Here is a 222-nt window from a genome sequence, read left to right as displayed (position 1 = left end):
CGGAATCGACGACACTGTCGTTGATTGTGGCGACGGTGACCGTGAAGCTGGAAACACCGGCTGGAACGATCAGGCTGCCACCAACTAAGGTCACGCCATTGCTAAATGTGGCTGTGCTGTTGTAATCAGCACCGGCTGTCGCTGTACCACCGCCTAAGTTGTAAGCATAGGTTGAGGCAACAGTTGTTGTTGCGCTTAAGCTGACGGTGTAGACGAGATCAT

Annotated in this window: 1 protein-coding gene; it reads right to left on the bottom strand. The window is 53.2% G+C overall.

Going from position 1 to position 222, the window contains the following annotated elements; translation table 11 throughout:
• On the bottom strand, nucleotides 1–222 hold a 222-nt coding region (locus H8K52_RS20980; RefSeq protein ID WP_186924833.1), incomplete at both ends, for a hypothetical protein.

It is taken from the genome of Affinundibacterium seohonense (assembly GCF_014284305.1).
Classification (GTDB): Bacteria; Pseudomonadota; Gammaproteobacteria; order Burkholderiales; family Burkholderiaceae_D; genus Undibacterium; species Undibacterium seohonense.
Note: the sequence above shows the minus strand (reverse complement) of the source record. Positions and strands in the feature narration are given on the sequence as shown.